Below are 17638 nucleotides of genomic sequence, written 5' to 3'. Positions count from 1 at the left end.
CAACGCATGGCACCTAAATCCTGGGTAATAACCATGTGACCCTCGACGGCGGTTGCACTCGCTCCCTCGTCATTCCGGGGCGCGCCCTTGGTCGCGCCCCGGAATGACGAGGGGTGGCCGCCGCCCGGCTATCCCCGCTGAATTTGGGTAAAAAGCCTGTGCATGGCTGGCCAGCGGCTCGATTTGCTTTGATTCGTCACGCGGCCGTGCTATCGACCCGCGTCAACCCCACCGATGGGCTCCGATTCTCCGGCGATGCCGCAAGGTACGCCGAGGGCGGCGCTCATCCATAGCTATTTGCGGCAGGGCCGCAGGAAGGAGTTGGCAGATGGCCACGGTGCAAGTTCAAGGCATCCGCGAAGCCCTTACGTTCGACGACGTGCTGTTGAAGCCAGGCCTCTCGGACGTCATGCCGGGCGAGGTCGACATCCGCTCCCGCGTCACCCGCGCCATTCCGCTCAACATCCCGATCATGGCCTCCGCCATGGACACCGTCACCGAGGCCCGCATGGCGATCGCCATGGCGCAGGCCGGCGGCCTCGGCGTCATCCACCGCAATTTCGATCCCGAAGGGCAGGCCGCCCAGGTGCGCCAGGTCAAGCGCTACGAGTCGGGCATGGTGGTGAACCCGCTCACCATCAGCCCCGAGGCGACGCTCGACGATGCGCTCAAGCTGATGAGCGATCACGGCATCTCCGGCATTCCCGTCGTCACCGGCGCGGGCAAGTCCACGCCGGGCAAGCTGGTCGGCATCCTCACCAACCGCGACGTGCGGTTCGCCACCGACCGCAGGCAAAAAGTCTCCGAGCTGATGACGCATGAAGGCCTCGTCACGGTGCGCGAGAATGTCAGCCAGGACGAGGCGCGGCGGATGCTGCACCAGCATCGCATCGAGAAATTGCTCGTGGTCGACGAGCAATATCGCTGCGTCGGCCTCGTCACCGTGAAGGACATGGAAAAGGCGGTCGCCCATCCGCTCGCCTGCAAGGATGCGCAGGGCCGCCTTCGCGTTGCCGCCGCCACCACCGTCGGCGACACCGGCTTCGAGCGCACCGAGCGGCTGATCGACGCCGGCGTCGACCTCGTCGTCGTCGACACCGCGCACGGCCATTCGCGCCACGTGCTGCACGCAGTGAACCGCATCAAGCGTCTGTCCAACTCTGTGCAGGTCGTCGCCGGCAACGTCGCGACCTCCGAAGGCGCGCAGGCGCTGATCGATGCTGGCGCGGACTGCATCAAGGTCGGCATCGGCCCCGGCTCGATCTGCACCACCCGCATCGTCGCCGGCGTCGGCGTTCCCCAGCTCACCGCGATCATGGATGCGGTGGAGGCTGCAAAGAAGGCCGACATTCCCGTCATCGCCGATGGCGGCATCAAGTTCTCCGGCGACCTCGCCAAGGCGCTCGCCGCCGGTGCCGACATCGCCATGGTCGGCTCGCTGCTCGCCGGCACCGACGAGACGCCCGGCGAAGTCTTCCTGTGGCAGGGCCGTTCCTACAAGGCCTATCGCGGCATGGGCTCGGTCGGCGCAATGGCGCGCGGCTCGGCGGACCGATATTTCCAGCAGGACATCAAGGACACGCTCAAGCTCGTGCCTGAAGGCATCGAGGGCCAGGTACCCTACAAGGGCGCGGTCGGCCACGTCATGCACCAGCTCGCCGGCGGCCTGCGCGCCGCGATGGGCTATGTCGGCGCAAAGGACATGAAGGAGCTGCACGACAAGGCGCAGTTCGTCCGCATCACCGGTGCAGGCCTGCGCGAAAGCCACGTCCACGACGTCACGATCACCCGCGAGAGCCCGAACTATCCGGGCGGGGGTTAGTCGCTTCTGCCGTCATTCCGGGGGCGCGAAGCGCAACCCGGAATCTCGAGATTCCGGGTTCGATGCTTCGCATCGCCCCGGAATGACAATGAGTGGTTTGCGCGCTCGCCTCAATGACGGTGTCATTCCCCGCGAATGCGGGGAATCCAGTACGCCGCGGCTTCTCGGTTCAATCACAGCCGCCCCTGGACTACTGGATCGCCCGCTTTCGCGGGCGATGACAGCAAGTGTGGGATTTGCTTCATTCCCACCTACCTCCTAAATGACTGCAACAAGCATTCAGGAGGAAGCCATCATGTCCCAAGCAAAACGCATCGTTCTCGCCGCGCGTCCCGTCGGCGAACCCAAGCCGTCCGATTTCCGCATTGAGGAATTCGCTGTCCCGACACCGGGGCAGGGCGAAGTCCTGCTGCGCACGATCTGGCTGTCGCTCGATCCCTATATGCGCGGCCGCATGAGTGACGGTCCGTCCTATGCCGCGCCGGTGCCGATCGACGGCGTGATGGAGGGCGAGGCGGTCAGCGAGGTCGCGGCGTCCAACAACCCGGACTTCGCCAAAGGCGACATCGTGCGAGCCCGTACCGGATGGCAGACGCATGCGATCTCCAGCGGCAAGGGCCTAATCAAGGTGGATCCCAAGCTCGGTCCGATCTCGACCTCGATCGGCGTGCTCGGCATGCCCGGCATGACCGCCTATACCGGCCTGCTCGACATCGGCAAGCCGCAGGAAGGCGAGACCGTCGTCGTCGCCGGCGCATCCGGCGCGGTCGGCTCCGCCGTCGGCCAGATCGCCAAGATCAAGGGCGCGCGCGCGGTCGGAATTGCGGGCGGCAAGGACAAATGCGACTACGTGGTGAAGGAGCTCGGCTTCGATGCCTGCATCGATCACCGCGATCCCGATCTTGCGGCCAAGCTGAAGGACGCCTGCCCGAAGGGGATCGACGTCTATTTCGAGAATGTCGGCGGCGCCGTGTTCGAAGCGGTGTTCCCGCTGCTCAATCCGTTTGCGCGCGTGCCGGTCTGCGGCCTGATAGCCCATTACAACGACACCGAGGCCAAGCCGCCGAAATGGGCCGCCAGCATGATGCGCGCGACCCTGACCAAGCGGCTGACCTTCCGCGGCTTCATCGTCTCCGACTTCGCCGCCCGCCACGGCGACTTCCTGCGCGACATGTCGGCCTGGGTCCGCGAGGGCAAGGTCAAGTACAAGGAGTTCGTCACCGAGGGCCTGGAGAGCGCCCCCGGCGCCTTCATGGGGCTTCTGAAGGGCGCCAATTTCGGCAAGCAGCTGGTGCGGGTCGGGCAAGATAAGGCCTGATAGCGAGGGCCTGGTTGCGCCGCCGACGCCCTCCGGGCGGTGGATGGTTAAGAAAGAGTCACCAAAAGGTCACACCCGGCCCGCAAAAGCCGCAGGTGTGACCGCCGGTTCATTGACCGGCGAGCGAAGGCATTGAATCATCGCGCATATTTTGGGTGTTGCGATGTTAGAGATCAGTGTTTTCTGCGTAATCCTTCTGGCCGCCGGCTATTGGACGACCATGTTCGTCATGGGCCGCCGCGACGACGTCATCCATGGCAAGTTCGTTCATGCCGAGGACGAGGGCGATTTGACCCGGCCCGCGATGCCGACACCGCCGCCGTTCCCGAAGCGTCCGCTCAAGGCTGCGCAGTCCGCCGGCGTCCAGTCCGCCAACGTCCAGCCCGAGATGGCCGAGGCCAGGCCGGTGAACAGCGCAGCGCTGGAATCCTTGCTGGCTGCGATCCAGCAGGACCTCAAGAGCGTCGCGTAAGCCGCAATCCTCAGACGCTGCCGCGCTCGACCAGGAACAGGTCGACGGCGATCCGCTGTTCGGCAAGCTGCGTGCCCGACAGGCGCGCCAGCAGCAGTTCGGCCGCGATGCGCCCCACGGCCGCCGCATCGAACGAGATGGTGGTGAGGCCGGGCGTGATCTGATCGGCGACGTCGTTGTCGCCGAAGCCGAGCACGGCGAGATCGCGCGGCACCGACAGGCCGCGCGCGCGAGCCTCGATCAGCGCGCCGGTCGCGAGCAGATCGTTGGCGCAGAACACGGCATCGACGCGGTCGCCGCGATCGAGCAGGGCGGTGAAGGCGGCGCGGCCGTCTATGAGGCCTGTGATCTCGCCAACGCCGATCTCGTGGACGATATCGAGGCCGAGCTGCGCCGCTGCCGTGCGAAAGCCGTCGCGGCGCAGCGCGCCGCGGCCGCTGCTGCGGCCGATGAAGGCGACGCGGCGATGTCCGGCCTCAGCCAGCCTGCGCGCCGCCATCGCACCGGCATCCGCATTGGGCAGGCCGACCAGCATGTCGATGGGGTCGCGCGGAAACGCCCAGGTCTCGATCACGGGAATGCCGAGCTCTGCAAGCGCTGCGCGGTTCTCCTCGAGCTCGATCACGCCGGTGAACATCACCGCGGCGGGGCGGATGCCGCGCAGCGACTGGATCATCGCGACTTCCTTGACATAGGAGTAGGAGGTCTGGCCGACGAGCACCTCGAATCCTTCCGGCTCGAGCGTGGCCGCGAAGCTGCGCACGGCGAGCCCGAACTGCTGGCTGAGGATGTTGGAGACGAAGGCGACGACCACGTTCGAGCGGCCCGAGCGCAGCGCGCGCGCATGCGGGTTGGAGGCGTATCCGGTTGCCTCGATCACTTCGAGGATGCGCTCGCGGGTCTTTCGATTGACCTTCTGGGGGTGGCGCAGCACCCGCGACACCGTGATCGGCGATACCCCGGCGCGCTCCGCCACCTCCGCGATGCGCGGCGGCCGTCCGGTCGCGCTGGCGCGGCCGGGCGGCGCCGGAATGCGCACCACGTCGTCATAGTTCGGCTTTGCCGGATCGGTCATCGAATCCCGAGGGTAGTCGAAGTCGCTATCGTCTCCAAAGCTCAGCGCGCTGGCAGCTCGTCGCGCGACAGCGCCCGGCCGACCTGGACCAGGCAGTCGCCGCTCTGGCTGTCGGTGTGCAGGCGCTGCGAGATCACGATGCCATCGGCCGGGAAGCGCAACACTTCCTCCGGCAGCTCCGGCCGCTCGAAATCATGATACCAGCCGGCGACGTCGCCGGCCGCAACGCGCGCGCCGACCATGACCGCGGGCTCGAACCAGCCGCGCCGCGTCGCGAACACCGCCTGCGCGTGGCTTTGCAGCGCCAGCAATTCGGTGGCGCGCTCGACCGGCGCATGCGGCCCCAGCACGGGCGCCTGGACGATGCCGAGCGCGAGCAGCAGCCGGTCGACGGCGCGCGCGGTGAACGCCATCGTCTGCGGCGTGACGGTGCCGCCGCCGCCGAACTCGCCTGACAGTCCGATCGCGCCGGCGCGCGCGGCCGCCGCCATCGAGGTCGGCGCAGCGGCGCCGTTCTCGGCGACGAAGGCGAAGGGCATCCCTAATCCTTCCATCAGGCGCAGTGCCTGGCCGAACATCTCGGGCGGTCCCTGCCGCTCGATCAGCGCGCAGGGCACGTGCGCCATCGACGTGCCGCCGGAATGGATATCGAAGACGACGTCATGGCGCGGAAACAGCTCGTGCTCGAGGAAGTGCGCCAGCCGAAAAGTCGGCGTGCCCGCGGCATCGCCCGGGAAGGCGCGGTTGAGATTGCCCTCGTCGAGCGGCGAGCGGCGGCGCGCCGCCATCACGGCGGGAAGATTGGCGAAGGGCAGGATGGTGATCTCGCCCTTGACGGCCTTGGCATCGAGCCGGCGATACAGCCGCGTCAGCGTGATCTCGCCCTCGTATTCGTCGCCGTGATTGCCGGCCATCAACAGAAGTTTTGGGCCGGCGCCGTTCTTGATCCGGAAGATCGGGATCTTGAGCTGGAAGTAGGGCGATCGATCGATCGAGAAGGGAATGCCTAGATGGCCGGACCATTTCTGGTCCTTCTCGAAATCGATCTCGTGGAAAAGTCCGGTATGCATGGGATGCCCTGAGGGCCGCGTCGTCGCCGAAGCCGGCCGAAGGTTGAAGAAAGAGCGCCGCGTTTACAGCAAGGCGACCGCGGTCATCTCGACGCGCAAATCGGGATCGGCGAGACGGGCTTCGACGCAGGCGCGCGCCGGCGGATTGGCCGGATCGATCCAGGAATCGTAGACCGAGTTCATGGTGTCGAAGTCGGTGATATGCGGCAGGAAGACGTTGACCGCGATCAGTTTGGAGCGGTCGGTGCCGGCTTCCTTGAGCAGCGCGTCGATCTTGGCGAGCACCTGCTGGGTCTGCGACACGATGCCGGCCTTGCGGTCGTCAGCGACTTGACCTGCGATATGCACCATGCCGCCGGCAGCGACGGCCTGGCTCATGCGCGAGCCGACGACGTAACGTTTGATCATCTCGAAGTCTCCTTGGGAAAAGCGGCTCCCGCGCGGGCGCGGGAGCCGCTTGTGAACTTACAGCGTCGGCAGCGACTGCTCTTCCCTAAACCATTTCAGCTGAAGTGCGCCGAGCTTGCCGTTGAGCTTGTTGAAGAAGATGTCGGTGTTGATCCAGTTCAGCAGGTTCTGCTCGCCCTGGCGCACGCCGACATGGGCCGGCGACTGGCGGATCAGGAATTTCAGCTCGACCTCCTTGGTCGGGTTCTGGTCCTGCACCTTCAGCGCGATGGCGCTGTTCTCGGCGAAGGTGTCGGCCTGGCCGGCGAGGAAGGCGGCGAGCGCGGCCGGCGTGTCCTCGAAACGCACCAGCTTCACCTTAGGTGCGTTGTCGGTCAGCCAAACGTCGAGCGTCGAGCCCTTGGCCACCGCAACGCTGCGGCCGTCGAGATTGTCGGGCTTCTTGCTGGTGGCTGATGGCAGCGACTTCGCACCGTAGACGCCGAGATTCACCACCGCATAGGGCTGCGAGAACATCACCTGCTGGGCGCGCTCGGGCGTGGCGCCGAGGCCCGCGATCAGCATGTCGATCTTGTCGGAGAGCAGGCTCGGGATGCGCGCGGCGCCCGTCACCGGCACGAGCTCGAGCTTCACGCCCATGTCGGCGGCGATCAGCCGGGCGAGATCGGCATCAAGGCCCGCGATCTCACCCTTGTCGTCCTTGAAGCCCCAGGGCGCGGCATCGGTCAGGATGCCGACGCGCAGCTTGCCGGAGCCGAGCACATCCTGCAGCTTGTCGGCGTGTGCGAGGTTCGGCGCGGCGAGCACTGCGAGTGCCGTGGCTGCGATCGCAAAGAGGGATTTCAGTTGTCTCATGACTCTCTCCTGGTGGCGGATGGCTGGATGATCATTTTGCGGAGGCGATGAAGCTGGCGAGCTCGGGGGTCTCAGGATTGGCGAACAGCTTTGCCGGCGGCCCCTGTTCCCAGACGCGGCCCTGGTGCATGAAGACGATGCGGTTGGCGACGTTGCGGGCAAAACCCATCTCGTGGGTGACCAGGATCATGGTCATGCCTTGCTTCGCCATCGCCTCCATCACCTTAAGCACCTCGCCGACGAGTTCAGGATCGAGCGCGGAGGTCACCTCGTCGAACAGCATGAGGTGAGGCGCCATGGCGAGGCAGCGCGCGATCGCGACGCGCTGCTGCTGGCCGCCGGAGAGCTGCTCGGGCCAGGCGTCGATCTTCTCGGCAAGGCCGACGCGGGTGAGCACGTCCTGGGCCAGCGTGCGTGCGCGGGCCTTGTCGATGCGGCCGGTGAGCAGCGGGGCCAGCGTGATGTTGCGCTCGACCTTCAGATGCGGAAACAGGTTGAAGGCCTGGAACACGATGCCGACGCGCTGACGGAATTTCTTGAGGCCGGGCATCTTCGCGTGGACCCGCTCGCCCTCGACGCGGATCTCGCCGGAATCGACGCTCTCCAGCGCATTGATGCAGCGGAGCAGCGTCGACTTGCCCGAGCCCGAGCGGCCGATGATCGTGACGATCTCGCCTTCCTCGACGTCGAGCGAGACGCCCTTGAGCACCTCGACCTTGCCGAATGTCTTGTGCACGTCGCGGATTTCAACGAGAGCCATCGAGGCGGGCCTCCAGGGAGCGGGACCAAAGCGTGAGCGGCAGGCACAGCGCGAAATAGATCGCGGCGACCAGCGCGTAGGTGAGCAGCGGCTGGAACGTCGCCGCGCTCACCACTTGCCCTGCGCGGGCAAGCTCGACGAAGCCGAGGATCGAGGCGAGCGAGGTGCCCTTGATGAGCTGCACCAGGAAGCCGACGGTCGGCGGCAGCGACAGCCGCAGCGCCTGCGGCGCGATGATGTGGCGGAACTGCTGCCAGGCGGAGAGGCCGAGGCAGGCACCGGCCTCCCATTGCGCCTGCTTCACGGCCTCCAGCCCGCCGCGCCAGATCTCGCCGAGGAAGGCGGCGGTGTAGAGCGTGTAGGCGACGGTCACGGCGACGAGCGCCGGCACCTGGATGCCCAAAAACACCGGCATGCCGAAATAGAAGAAGAACAACAGCCCGATCAGCGGCACGCTCTGGATCACCTGGATGCACGCCGTCATGGTCCAGCGCAGCCCGGCGAAGCGGCTGATGCGGCCCATGGCGAGCCCGAGCGCCAGCGGCGCGCCGAAGGCGAGCGCGAGCACGACCAGCGCGACGGTCCAGCGCAGCGCCGCGAACAGCGAGACGAAATCGATGAGGGAGAAGGATCGCATCGCTGTCCCCTCAGCGCCGCCGCGGCCAGCGGAAGGCCGCCAGACCGATGATTGCGAACAGCGCCTTGAACGACATCGCCATCGCGAAATAGACCGCGCAGATCACCGCATAGACCTCGAAGCTGCGGTAGGTGCGGCTCTCGATGAATCCTGCGACATGGAAGAGTTCGTCGGCGGCGACCTGCGAGGCGAGCGAGGTGCCGAGCAGCAGCAACACGAACTGGCTGGTCACGGCCGGATAGGCGTTGCGCAGCGCCGGCGGCAGCAGGATGTGACGGAACACCTGCCAGCCTGACAGCCCGAGGCACTGGCCAGCCTCGATCTGGTTCTTCGGCACGGAGTCGAGGCCGGCGCGGATGATCTCGACCGAGTAGGCGCCGAAATACAGCGACAGCGCGACGGCAGCCGCCTCGAAGGCCGGCAGCTTCAGGCCGAAGTTCGGCAGCACGAAGAAGACGATGAAGATCTGGATCAGCGACGGCGTGTTGCGGAACAGCTCGATATAGCCGCGCACCAGCCAGCGCAGCGGCGTGATGCGGCCGTTCAGCGCGACCGCGCCGGCAACGCCGATCACGAGCCCGGCCAGTGCCGCGATCACCGTCAGCTCGAGCGTGACGATGGCCCCGTCGATGAGCTGGTTCTGATAGCGCCAGAGCGGCAGGAAGTTCATTGCGTGCGCTCTCAGCCGAACTGGGTGGGGAGGGCGCGCGTGACCACACCATCGGCGTCGAGCCCGAGGATCACCCGCCAGCGGTCGAGGCAGGTGCAGGGATGCGAGATGCCGAAGGCGATGATGTCGCCGACAGCAAGGGCGCCTTCGGGGGCAACGGACAGGAACGCATGCTGGTCGTTGAGGCGCGTGACCGCCAGCGCAGCGTCGAGCCCTTGCTGCTCGACGCCGTCGCGGAATACGCGCAACGGGACGGGCAGTCCCTGATCGAAGGAGGCGTCGCGCATGCCGAAGCCGGCAATCGCAAGTCCTGTCTCGGGGCGCGACAAGACTTCGGCCCAGAGCGTCAGCGCGGGGCGAAAGCCTTCCACGGCGGAGTGGTGCAGACCGTCGATGAGGAGACCGCCGCGCCGGTCTATTTCCGCGAAGGCGCGGGCGTAGATGCCGTGATCGGCGAAGAACAGCGCGCCGGAGCGCAGGATCACGCTGGCGTTGCCGTCAGCCTGCGCGCCCGGTGCGAGCGCGCGCGCGACGATGTCGAAATAGGCCGAGCCGCCGGCACTGATGATCAGTGGCCGCTGCGGGGCGGCGGCGCGCACCAGCGCAAAAGTCTCGATGGTGCGCTCCATCAGTGCCGCGATCGCGCGCATCGTCTCGTCGGCATCGGGCGTTGCGGCTGCGCCCTCATAGGTCGCAACGCCGCCGAGCACGAGCCGGTCGGCGGCGAGCACGGCTGCGATCGTCGCCTCGATGGCGGCGCGATCGCGCGCGCCGGCGCGGCCTGCGCCGAGCTCGACCAGCACGGACAATTCGCGGCGTGACGCGATCCGTGCCGCTTCGGCGAGCGCGGCGACAGCGGCGGGTGAATCCGCGAAGGCGTGAAATTCGGCGTCGGGATAGGCGCCGAGCAGCGCGCCGAGCCGCCGGCCGGCCGCGAGCCCGCCGATCTCGTTGGCCAGCAGCAGGCGCCGCTCGCCGCTCGCGAGCAGCACGGCGGCCTGCTGGACGTTGGCGACCGTCGTACCCCAGGCGCCGGCTGCACGCAGCGAGCGGGCGAGCTCCGGCGACATCGGGGTCTTGGCGTGGGGCGCGACGCTGACGCCGGCGCTGGCGCACCATGTCAGGAAGAGGTCGCGGTTGGCCGCGAAGGCGGCTTCATCAAGGGTGAGGGCGGGCAGGGCAAGATCGCCGCGCGAAGGCGACCAGCGCTGGCCGCCGATGTCCTCAGTGGCTACGCCATCGACCAGGGGAATGCCCCGGGTAGTCGTCGAAACGCGTTGGCTATCCCACCGGGACAAGAACTGCATCGTCGCTCCCTCAGCGGCGCTCGACCGCTGAAGTGAACGATATGTCCGAATGACAACGTTGTCATTAGCCAAATCTAGCCATCATGGGGACAAGTTCGAGGTAATAAGGTATTTGGATAAGGGTATGTGCCAACGAATTGAGCTAATGCTCGCCGCCCATCTGGAGGAGGACTTCCTCGATATCGATGTCGATCTGGCCCGCCGCCCTGAGATGGCGGACCTCGAGACTGTCGCCCCGGAAGCGGTACTCGACGAGGCCGGTCTCCTTGATCGCGATCCGGTCCTGGCGCTGGTCGTTGATCTTGAAGCCGACCGACGGCGCCCAGACGTGGCGCGTGTGGCGGAACGTGAAGTCGCGGCGCTGGTGCACGTGGCCGCTGGCGATGAGGCGCAGATCGACACGCGCAAACATCTCGATCAGCCGCGCCCGCGCCGGCTGCGGCACGTAGCGGATCGAGGTCTCCGGCGTCTCTGGATCGTCGGGCAGGTTGAGGAACACCGGCTTGTGCAGGAACAGCGCGACCGGCCTGCCATTCGTGCGTGCGATCTCCTGGGTTAGCCAGTCGAACTGCGCGGCCTCGAAGGCGAGCCCGGAATTCATCACCAGCGTGTTGAGGCCGATGAAGCACCAGCCCGCCGCCTCGAACGACCAATGGTCCTCGCCGATGATGTCGCGGAATTGCTGGCGGTATGCCTCGCTGACCGGCGGCTTCGGCGCCGGCCCGATCGCGGTCGGATTGTCGCCGATGTCGTGATTGCCGGGGAGGTAACGGCAGGTCACGGGCAGGGCGTCGTGCAGGCCTTTGGCGAATACGACATCATCGCGGCTGGTCGGCCCGTCGAAGGAGACGTCGCCGGTGTTGATGACGAGATCGGGCCTGTCAGCGTCGATGTGCTCGCAGACGCGATGGAAGTTGGCGATCAGGCCGGGAAAGCGTCGGCCGAGATGGGTGTCGGAAATCTGCGTCAGGCGAAATTCGGACATGGCGTCAGCATAGGCGTTGTCGCACGTCGGAACGATGACGGCGCGCGCATCATCCGCGATCGAACAATGTTTAAAGCACGCGATAGCGGATCGTGTAGGCGTCCTGCGGCGCGATGCTGCCCGTCACCGGCGAGGCGATGCGGTCGGCGAGATGCCAGGGGCCGAACTGCTCGGAGCGATGCGGCTCGGCCGGAAGGCGGAGGCGGAATTCGAACGTGCCCTTGCCGGGCAGGTTCACCACCAGCACGCGGTCGGCGGTGCGGTGGTTGAGCGCCACCGCGCCGCGCAGCAGTGCGCGGCCGTCGGCGAGGTCGCGCACGCCGTCGACCAGCGCCAGCGTCTGGTTGCGGTCGGTATGCAGCTCGATCTGGGTGTCGGATACAGCCGTCAGCGTCTCCCTGGGCATGCGGATCTCGAACTCGACCGCAGGCTTGGACGGGTTGAGGCCGAGATAGGCGAGCGCAGCGTGGCGCACGTCGGAGGCGGCGAAGGCGAACAGGGCGACGGCGGCGAGCGTGGCGAGGCCATGCCTGACGACATCGCGCCAAGGGGAATAGCTCATCCGATAGCCCAGGCGGAAATACACCGTCATCGCCAGCGCGACCGCGAGCGCCATCGCGATACCTGACAGCGCCGACATCAGGATGCCGAGCCGGTCGCTGGCGGATTCGGCAAGGGGGCCGATCAGGCCGGAGAGGGTGTTCATGGCGGTCGCTCGCCTTGCGCCCCAAAGGGGACGAAATTGCTTTAACAATCGGTGGTTGGTCGCAAGAGCGGGAACACCGGTTCAACTCGCTGATTGTCAGCGTCAGAAGTCGCGGCTAATGACGGTCCGCGGTGTTCCGCCTTACGGGAAAGTTCCGATGTCTGTCCAAATGGTCCTGCTGCCTGTCTTCGTGCAGGTCGGTCTCACCTTCGCGCTTCTGATCGGCATGGTCTTCGGGCGCCGCAAGGCGCTGGTCTCGGGCGAGACCAAGATCCGCGACATTGCGCTGGGCGAGCCGAACTGGCCCAAGAGCACCACGCAAATCGCCAATTGCTACCGCAACCAGTTCGAGCTGCCGTTGCTGTTCTACGCCCTGATCGCGCTGGCGCTCCCCTTGCGCCATGTCGATCTCTTCATCGTGCTGATGTCATGGGTGTTCGTGGTGACACGGTTCGCCCATGCCGGCGTGTTCGTCTCCTCGAACGATCTCGGCCGCCGCTCGACGATCTGGCTCGCCGGCGTGCTGGTGCTGCTGGTGATGTGGATCTACTTCGCGCTGAGAATGCTCTTGTTGATCTGACTTTTAACGGTCGGATTTCATCTGAAAGATTTGAAATGACCCCCGCTGCCCGGCTGTCCGCAGCCATCGAACTGATCGATACCATCGAGAGAGACCGCGTGCCCGCGGCCAAGGCACTGAAGGAGTGGGGCACCGCGCACCGCTTCGCCGGCTCCGGCGACCGCGCCGCGATTGCCGGCCTCGTCTGGGACGTGCTGCGCCGCTATGCCTCGAGCGCCTTCCTGATGGACGCCGACACCGCGCGGGCGCGGCTGATCGGCATGCTCCGTCTCGAGCGCGACATGGACGCGGCCACCATGGCCGCCCTGTTCGACGGCAGCCGGTTTGCGCCGGCGCCGCTGACGGAGGCCGAGCAGGCGGCGCTCAGCCATCGCTCCCTCAGGGACGCTCCCGCTGCGATCGCCGGCGACTACCCCGAATGGCTCGATCCGCATCTGGCAAAGGTGTTCGGCGAGGACCGTGCGGCGGAGGCGGCCGCGATGGCGAGCCGGGCGCCGCTGGACCTGCGCGTCAACACGCTAAAGTCCAATCGTGACAAGGTGCTGCGGGCGCTTGCTCATCTTCATGCGAAACCGACGCCCTGGTCTGCAACCGGCCTGCGCATCGAGCTTTCCGCCGATGCGCGCAACCCCGGCATCCAGGCCGAGGAGGATTTCATCAAGGGCGCCGTTGAAGTGCAGGATGAGGGATCGCAGCTTGCGGCCCAGTTCACCGCGGCAAAACCCGGCGAGCAGGTGATTGATCTGTGCGCCGGCGCCGGCGGCAAGACGCTGGCGCTCGCCGCCATGATGCAGGGCAAAGGCCGGTTGATCGCGACCGATAGCGACAAGCGGCAGCTTGCGCCCATTCACGAACGCCTGTCGCGCGCCGGCGTCCACAATGCCGATGTCCGCACGCCCAAGGGCGAGGCCGATCCGCTGGCCGACATCAGTGCCACGGCCGATCTCGTTGTGATCGACGCCCCCTGCACGGGAACCGGCACCTGGCGCCGCAACCCCGACGCCAAATGGCGGATGCGGCCGGGTGCGCTGGAGATTCGCCTGCGCGACCAGGCCGAGGTGCTGGAGCGCGCCGTGCCGCTGGTGAAGCTAGGTGGCCGCATCGCCTACATCACCTGCTCGGTGCTGGCGGAAGAGAACGGCGAGCAGGTGAGGGCGTTCATCGGCCGTCACCCGGAGTTCGCGGTGGTCCCACCCGAGCAGATCGCGAGCGTGCTCTGGGACAAGGCGGAAGATTTCGCAAAAGCCGCGCTGCAATCGCCCGAGGGCTGGCTGATGACGCCGCGCCGGACGGGGACGGATGGCTTCTTCGTCTCGGTGCTGAAGAAGACCGCCTGATCAACGTTGTCATTCCGGGGCTCGCGAAGCGAGAACCCGGAATCCATCGAGCCGCAGGGACCGCCGCGCGATGGATTCCGGGTTCGCCCTCCGGGCGCCCCGGAATGACGGCCGTTGGGCCCCCCAAAACAAAAGCCCCGCAGACCGAATCCCGGTCACGGGGCTTTCAAGTTCTCGCGCTCTGCCGGTACGTCCGTGGTCAGAAGCGCTGGTGCGCGGGCGATTAGCCGACGCGGAGATTATCAGCCGACGACTTGCCGCTGCGACGGTCGGCGACGATGTCGAACGAGACCTTCTGACCCTCGTTGAGGGAGGAGAGGCCAGCGCGCTCGACGGCGCTGATGTGCACGAACACGTCCTTCTGGCCGTCGTCCGGCTGGATGAAACCATAACCCTTTTGGGTGTTGAACCACTTCACGGTGCCCATAGCCATGGGAATTTCCTTTAGTTAGTTAGAGAGGATACGCACGCGGACCGGTACGCAGCACTGCGCCCATAGTCCTGATGAGTCGATGTTTTGGAGAAATCATCTGAAGCGTGCGCGCCTGTCTTAGACGAGGCGAAGCGGCCCAGTCGTTCGGCCAAGTATCGATGATCACAATATAGCGAGAATTTTGGGCCACTTCAAGGCACCACCCGCCACCCGGCACCTCGCCCGGATTTTCTATTTTGCGGTGCAAATTAACCGCTCCGGCGCATCTCAATCGACGATAAACAGCGTCGCCCCGGTGGCCGTCGAGGACCGGTGCGCGGCGTCGCCGAAGTCGGAGACCTGGTAGCTCATCCCCGCCGTGAGCTTGAACTTGCGGCCGTCGCGCAGCTCCGAATCGAGCTCGCCCTTGACCACGAAGATGACGTGGCCGCGGTCGCACCAATGGTCGGCGAGATAGCCCGGCGAATACTCGACCATCCGCACCCGGAGATCCCCGATGTTGAGCGTGCGCCACAGCGCCTGGCCGGTCTCGCCGGCATGCTTGGTCGGCTCGACCTTGCTCCAGTCGGTGACGGTGAAGGGGGAGGTGGGGAGTTTCATGGGGGAGGTCCTGTCTCAGAGCCGGCAATGCTGGTGTTAGCGTACGCTGCCGCCGCAGTCTCCGTCATTGCGGGCGCAGCGAAGCAATCCAGAAATGCATCCGCGGAGGCCGTCTGGATTGCTTCGTCGCGTCAGCGCAAAATTGCTCCGCAATTTTGTCTCGCGATGACGGGCTTGGGGCACGCTCGCACCCCGCTCAAGGTGTCATCGCCCGCCTTGTGCGCACTTGCGCACTGGAGCGGGCGATCCAGTATTCCAGAGGCCGTGCCGTGATACGGAGAAGCCGCGGCGTACTGGATTCCCCGCTTTCGCGGGGAATGACAGCGGTGGGTGGGGTGGCACCGTCTGCACACGACAAGCCGCGGCGGGGACAGCAACCCACGCAGGCGTCACTGCGGCAGATGGTTCGCCGACCCCTGCACGATCAGACCCGCGTCGTTCACCCGCAGATACTCGCAGATCTTCTTGCCCCGCTCGTTCGCGTAAAACACCACGACGCTGTCAGGGCTGACGAACACGTCGATCAGGGAGAAGTGCAGGTCAGGCAGCAGGGCGAGCGCCTTGCCCCAATAGGCCCGCAACGCGTCCTTGCCGCGCACGGTGCCGCTGGCATCGAACCCCAGCGCCGGGATGCGGTCCGATGTCATCACGGCGGCCTCGTCATAGAGTGTCAGCACGCGTTCGAGATCGCGCGCATTCCAGGCCTCGACCCAGGTCCGGCCGAGCGCGGCAAGCGATGATGGCTGATGGTGCTGTGGCATGGCATTCTCCCTGATCGGCCCCGGATTGAAGCGCGGGGGCAATTAGGTCAATAATACTGACCTATATGCATTTGTCCATGCCCAAAGAAGAATGTGGGCGTGCAAACCTGCGCGGTTGCGGGCCGGGGCGTGGTCGCGTATCTGCTTGCCATGACAGCAGCACAGAACGACCGCTCCGCGTCGACGCCCTCCGTGGCCTCGGCGCATGACAAGATTCTCATCGTCGACTTCGGCAGCCAGGTGACGCAGCTGATCGCGCGTCGCGTGCGCGAGGACGGCGTCTATTGCGAGATCGTCCCGTTCAACAAGGCCGAAGAGGCCTTCAAGGAGATGAAGCCGAAGGCGGTGATCCTCTCCGGCGGGCCGGAATCGGTGCACGAGGCCGGCTCTCCGCGCGCCCCGCAATTGATCTTCGCCTCCGGCGTGCCCGTGATGGGCATCTGCTACGGCCAGATGACCATGGCGGCGCAGCTCGGCGGTGAGGTCGAGGGCGGCCATCACCGCGAATTCGGCCGCGCCGATGTCGAGGTGAAGGCGCAGAGCAAGCTGTTCGAGGACGTCTGGTCATCAGGCAGCAAGAACCAGGTCTGGATGAGCCATGGCGACCGCATCACCAAGATGCCGCCGGGCTTCTCGGTGGCCGGCACCTCGCCGAACGCGCCCTTCGCGATCATCCAGGACGAGAAGCGCAAATATTACGGCCTGATGTTCCACCCCGAAGTGGTGCACACGCCCGACGGCGCCAAGCTGATCCGCAACTTCGTGCGCAAGATCGCCGGCCTCACCGGCGACTGGACCATGCGCGCCTTCCGCGAGGAGGAGATTGCCAAGATCCGCGCCCAGGTCGGCAAGGGCAAGGTGATCTGCGGCCTCTCCGGCGGCGTCGATTCGGCCGTCGCGGCCGTGCTGATCCACGAAGCCATCGGCGACCAGCTGACGTGTGTGTTCGTCGATCACGGCTTGATGCGCCTCAACGAGGCCGAGCAGGTGGTTGACCTGTTCCGCCACCACTACAACATCCCGCTCGTGCACGTGGATGCGTCGAAGCAGTTTTTGGGCGAACTCGAAGGCGTCACCGACCCCGAGACCAAGCGCAAGACCATCGGCCGCCTCTTCATCGAGGTGTTCGAGGCCGAGGCCAAGAAGATCGGCGGCGCCGACTTCCTCGCGCAAGGCACGCTCTATCCTGATGTGATCGAGAGCGTCTCGTTCACCGGCGGACCTTCAGTCACCATCAAGTCGCACCACAATGTCGGCGGTCTCCCTGAACGCATGAACATGAAGCTCGTCGAGCCCCTGCGCGAGCTGTTCAAGGACGAGGTGCGCAAGTTAGGGCGCGAGCTCGGCCTGCCCGAAATCTTCGTCGGCCGCCACCCGTTCCCGGGCCCGGGCCTCGCCATCCGCTGCCCCGGCGACATCACAAGCGACAAGCTCGACATCCTGCGCAAGGCCGATGCCGTCTACATCGACCAGATCCGCAAGCACGGCCTCTACGACGACATCTGGCAGGCTTTTGCGGTGCTGCTCCCCGTGAAGACGGTGGGCGTCATGGGCGACGGCCGCACCTACGACTACGTCGTGGGTCTGCGCGCCGTCACCTCCACCGACGGCATGACCGCGGACTTCTACCAGTTCGACATGAAGTTCTTAGGCGAGACCGCCACGCGCATCATCAACGAGGTGAAGGGCGTGAACCGGGTGGTGTACGACGTGACCAGCAAGCCGCCCGGGACGATTGAGTGGGAGTAGGGGACCGGTTGTCATCGGGCAGTTTGGCGTGGTTTTGGAGCGTCTATCTCATTTCTTCCCGGTCGCGTCGTCACATAAGCCTGATCGAGGTCT

Annotated in this window: 19 protein-coding genes; 6 read left to right on the top strand and 13 right to left on the bottom strand. The window is 66.0% G+C overall.

What is annotated here, in order from left to right; genetic code table 11:
• The first annotated feature begins 328 nt into the window (after window positions 1-328).
• The 3 genes from guaB to AB5K84_RS27265 all read left to right on the top strand — a co-directional run bounded on the left by guaB (window position 329) and on the right by AB5K84_RS27265 (window position 3612).
• Window positions 329-1822, top strand: a complete 1494-nt coding sequence (gene guaB, locus AB5K84_RS27275; RefSeq protein WP_011086749.1) for an IMP dehydrogenase — start codon at window positions 329-331, stop codon at window positions 1820-1822.
• A 295-nt stretch (window positions 1823-2117) separates the two neighbouring features.
• Window positions 2118-3140: an NADP-dependent oxidoreductase gene (locus AB5K84_RS27270; protein WP_038966893.1), complete on the top strand. Its 1023-nt coding sequence runs from the start codon at window positions 2118-2120 to the stop codon at window positions 3138-3140.
• Between the two features lie 163 nt (window positions 3141-3303).
• The gene (locus tag AB5K84_RS27265; protein ID WP_038966888.1) at window positions 3304-3612 is read left to right on the top strand and encodes a hypothetical protein; all 309 of its coding nucleotides are present in this window, start codon (window positions 3304-3306) and stop codon (window positions 3610-3612) included.
• Window positions 3613-3622: 10 nt separating this feature from the next.
• Here AB5K84_RS27265 and AB5K84_RS27260 read toward each other — a convergent pair whose 3' ends face one another.
• From AB5K84_RS27260 to AB5K84_RS27215, 10 genes are all read right to left on the bottom strand, one after another.
• Entirely contained in the window at window positions 3623-4687 is a 1065-nt protein-coding gene (locus tag AB5K84_RS27260; protein ID WP_011086751.1) for a LacI family DNA-binding transcriptional regulator, read from the bottom strand.
• A 41-nt stretch (window positions 4688-4728) separates the two neighbouring features.
• Window positions 4729-5757, bottom strand: a complete 1029-nt coding sequence (locus AB5K84_RS27255) for a succinylglutamate desuccinylase/aspartoacylase family protein (protein ID WP_011086752.1) — start codon at window positions 5755-5757, stop codon at window positions 4729-4731.
• Window positions 5758-5820: 63 nt separating this feature from the next.
• Window positions 5821-6165, bottom strand: a complete 345-nt coding sequence (locus tag AB5K84_RS27250) for a RidA family protein (protein WP_011086753.1) — start codon at window positions 6163-6165, stop codon at window positions 5821-5823.
• 57 nt (window positions 6166-6222) lie between these two features.
• Window positions 6223-7020, bottom strand: a complete 798-nt coding sequence (locus tag AB5K84_RS27245) for a transporter substrate-binding domain-containing protein (protein WP_011086754.1) — start codon at window positions 7018-7020, stop codon at window positions 6223-6225.
• A 31-nt stretch (window positions 7021-7051) separates the two neighbouring features.
• On the bottom strand, window positions 7052-7780 hold the full coding sequence (locus AB5K84_RS27240) for an amino acid ABC transporter ATP-binding protein (protein WP_011086755.1): 729 nt from the start codon (window positions 7778-7780) through the stop codon (window positions 7052-7054).
• Complete coding sequence (locus AB5K84_RS27235; RefSeq protein WP_011086756.1) at window positions 7767-8417, bottom strand: amino acid ABC transporter permease; 651 nt, start codon at window positions 8415-8417, stop codon at window positions 7767-7769. Before AB5K84_RS27235 ends, AB5K84_RS27240 begins: the two co-directional genes overlap by 14 nt.
• Window positions 8418-8427: 10 nt before the next feature.
• The gene (locus AB5K84_RS27230; protein WP_011086757.1) at window positions 8428-9087 is read right to left on the bottom strand and encodes an amino acid ABC transporter permease; all 660 of its coding nucleotides are present in this window, start codon (window positions 9085-9087) and stop codon (window positions 8428-8430) included.
• Window positions 9088-9098: 11 nt separating this feature from the next.
• Complete coding sequence (locus AB5K84_RS27225) at window positions 9099-10394, bottom strand: amino acid deaminase (RefSeq protein WP_011086758.1); 1296 nt, start codon at window positions 10392-10394, stop codon at window positions 9099-9101.
• Window positions 10395-10536: 142 nt separating this feature from the next.
• Window positions 10537-11379 carry a metallophosphoesterase family protein gene (locus AB5K84_RS27220; RefSeq protein ID WP_011086759.1) on the bottom strand — a complete coding sequence of 281 codons (843 nt, stop codon included), beginning with the start codon at window positions 11377-11379 and terminating at the stop codon, window positions 10537-10539.
• A 70-nt stretch (window positions 11380-11449) separates the two neighbouring features.
• Window positions 11450-12085, bottom strand: coding sequence for a hypothetical protein (locus AB5K84_RS27215; protein ID WP_038966895.1), 636 nt, complete (start codon window positions 12083-12085; stop codon window positions 11450-11452).
• Window positions 12086-12242: 157 nt separating this feature from the next.
• Here AB5K84_RS27215 and AB5K84_RS27210 point away from each other — a divergent pair, with 157 nt between their 5' ends.
• Window positions 12243-12665, top strand: a complete 423-nt coding sequence (locus tag AB5K84_RS27210) for an MAPEG family protein (protein WP_028171008.1) — start codon at window positions 12243-12245, stop codon at window positions 12663-12665.
• A 35-nt stretch (window positions 12666-12700) separates the two neighbouring features.
• A complete protein-coding gene (locus AB5K84_RS27205) occupies window positions 12701-14002 on the top strand; it encodes an RsmB/NOP family class I SAM-dependent RNA methyltransferase (RefSeq protein WP_011086762.1) in 1302 nt (433 codons plus the stop codon).
• Window positions 14003-14225: 223 nt separating this feature from the next.
• Here the strand turns inward: AB5K84_RS27205 and AB5K84_RS27200 are convergent, their stop codons facing one another.
• The 3 genes from AB5K84_RS27200 to AB5K84_RS27190 all read right to left on the bottom strand — a co-directional run bounded on the left by AB5K84_RS27200 (window position 14226) and on the right by AB5K84_RS27190 (window position 15796).
• Window positions 14226-14435: a cold-shock protein gene (locus AB5K84_RS27200; RefSeq protein ID WP_008141931.1), complete on the bottom strand. Its 210-nt coding sequence runs from the start codon at window positions 14433-14435 to the stop codon at window positions 14226-14228.
• A gap of 267 nt (window positions 14436-14702) precedes the next feature.
• Window positions 14703-15035: a DHCW motif cupin fold protein gene (locus AB5K84_RS27195; protein WP_011086763.1), complete on the bottom strand. Its 333-nt coding sequence runs from the start codon at window positions 15033-15035 to the stop codon at window positions 14703-14705.
• A 389-nt stretch (window positions 15036-15424) separates the two neighbouring features.
• Window positions 15425-15796 (bottom strand): nuclear transport factor 2 family protein, encoded by a 372-nt coding sequence (locus AB5K84_RS27190; protein ID WP_011086764.1) that lies wholly within the window; start codon window positions 15794-15796, stop codon window positions 15425-15427.
• Window positions 15797-15946: 150 nt separating this feature from the next.
• Here AB5K84_RS27190 and guaA point away from each other — a divergent pair, with 150 nt between their 5' ends.
• Window positions 15947-17545, top strand: a complete 1599-nt coding sequence (gene guaA / locus AB5K84_RS27185; RefSeq protein WP_038966922.1) for a glutamine-hydrolyzing GMP synthase — start codon at window positions 15947-15949, stop codon at window positions 17543-17545.
• Window positions 17546-17638 lie beyond the last annotated feature (93 nt).

Origin of the sequence: Bradyrhizobium sp. 1200_D9_N1_1 (genome assembly GCF_052075915.1) — a bacterium.
Taxonomy (GTDB): domain Bacteria; phylum Pseudomonadota; class Alphaproteobacteria; order Rhizobiales; family Xanthobacteraceae; genus Bradyrhizobium; species Bradyrhizobium diazoefficiens.
Note: the sequence above shows the minus strand (reverse complement) of the source record. Positions and strands in the feature narration are given on the sequence as shown.

Excerpts from the sequence above, each read along its gene's own strand:
- AB5K84_RS27200 (WP_008141931.1), bottom strand. The coding sequence starts at position 14,435 with ATGGCTATGGGCACCGTGAAGTGGTTCAACACCCAAAAGGGTTATGGT.
- AB5K84_RS27260 (WP_011086751.1), bottom strand. The coding sequence starts at position 4,687 with ATGACCGATCCGGCAAAGCCGAACTATGACGACGTGGTGCGCATTCCG.
- guaB (WP_011086749.1), top strand. The coding sequence starts at position 329 with ATGGCCACGGTGCAAGTTCAAGGCATCCGCGAAGCCCTTACGTTCGAC.
- AB5K84_RS27255 (WP_011086752.1), bottom strand. The coding sequence starts at position 5,757 with ATGCATACCGGACTTTTCCACGAGATCGATTTCGAGAAGGACCAGAAA.
- AB5K84_RS27230 (WP_011086757.1), bottom strand. The coding sequence starts at position 9,087 with ATGAACTTCCTGCCGCTCTGGCGCTATCAGAACCAGCTCATCGACGGG.
- guaA (WP_038966922.1), top strand. The coding sequence starts at position 15,947 with ATGACAGCAGCACAGAACGACCGCTCCGCGTCGACGCCCTCCGTGGCC.
- AB5K84_RS27250 (WP_011086753.1), bottom strand. The coding sequence starts at position 6,165 with ATGATCAAACGTTACGTCGTCGGCTCGCGCATGAGCCAGGCCGTCGCT.
- AB5K84_RS27265 (WP_038966888.1), top strand. The coding sequence starts at position 3,304 with ATGTTAGAGATCAGTGTTTTCTGCGTAATCCTTCTGGCCGCCGGCTAT.
- AB5K84_RS27205 (WP_011086762.1), top strand. The coding sequence starts at position 12,701 with ATGACCCCCGCTGCCCGGCTGTCCGCAGCCATCGAACTGATCGATACC.
- AB5K84_RS27210 (WP_028171008.1), top strand. The coding sequence starts at position 12,243 with ATGTCTGTCCAAATGGTCCTGCTGCCTGTCTTCGTGCAGGTCGGTCTC.
- AB5K84_RS27190 (WP_011086764.1), bottom strand. The coding sequence starts at position 15,796 with ATGCCACAGCACCATCAGCCATCATCGCTTGCCGCGCTCGGCCGGACC.
- AB5K84_RS27240 (WP_011086755.1), bottom strand. The coding sequence starts at position 7,780 with ATGGCTCTCGTTGAAATCCGCGACGTGCACAAGACATTCGGCAAGGTC.
- AB5K84_RS27215 (WP_038966895.1), bottom strand. The coding sequence starts at position 12,085 with ATGAACACCCTCTCCGGCCTGATCGGCCCCCTTGCCGAATCCGCCAGC.
- AB5K84_RS27235 (WP_011086756.1), bottom strand. The coding sequence starts at position 8,417 with ATGCGATCCTTCTCCCTCATCGATTTCGTCTCGCTGTTCGCGGCGCTG.
- AB5K84_RS27195 (WP_011086763.1), bottom strand. The coding sequence starts at position 15,035 with ATGAAACTCCCCACCTCCCCCTTCACCGTCACCGACTGGAGCAAGGTC.
- AB5K84_RS27220 (WP_011086759.1), bottom strand. The coding sequence starts at position 11,379 with ATGTCCGAATTTCGCCTGACGCAGATTTCCGACACCCATCTCGGCCGA.
- AB5K84_RS27245 (WP_011086754.1), bottom strand. The coding sequence starts at position 7,020 with ATGAGACAACTGAAATCCCTCTTTGCGATCGCAGCCACGGCACTCGCA.
- AB5K84_RS27270 (WP_038966893.1), top strand. The coding sequence starts at position 2,118 with ATGTCCCAAGCAAAACGCATCGTTCTCGCCGCGCGTCCCGTCGGCGAA.
- AB5K84_RS27225 (WP_011086758.1), bottom strand. The coding sequence starts at position 10,394 with ATGCAGTTCTTGTCCCGGTGGGATAGCCAACGCGTTTCGACGACTACC.